Consider the following 293-nt stretch of genomic DNA (forward strand, 5'->3'; position numbering starts at 1 on the left):
CTCTCACATGGGCAAGTGCCACACTACCATCGGCGCAGGCTTGTTTCACTTCTGAGTTCGGGATGGGATCAGGTGGTTCCAAGCCGCTATGGTCGTCAGACAAAACGGTTTGATCACTGGGGGACGAGATGGAACGTGATATCGATTTCTTTGGTGCGTTATCCGCAATTGTCTTGGGTGTTATATAGTCAAGCCGCACGAGCAATTAGTACTGGTTAGCTCAACGCCTCGCAGCGCTTACACACCCAGCCTATCAACGTCCTGGTCTTGAACGGCTCTTCAGGAGGCTCAAG

2 rRNA genes are annotated in these 293 nt (G+C 52.2%); both read right to left on the reverse strand.

Going from position 1 to position 293, the window contains the following annotated elements:
- Positions 1-100 (reverse strand): 5S ribosomal RNA (gene rrf / locus K5L82_RS00010); the annotation flags it as partial.
- An 84-nt stretch (positions 101-184) separates the two neighbouring features.
- Positions 185-293: ribosomal RNA gene (locus K5L82_RS00015) — 23S ribosomal RNA — on the reverse strand; the annotation flags it as partial.

Source organism: Marinobacter sp. AL4B (assembly GCF_019916045.1).
Taxonomy (GTDB): domain Bacteria; phylum Pseudomonadota; class Gammaproteobacteria; order Pseudomonadales; family Oleiphilaceae; genus Marinobacter.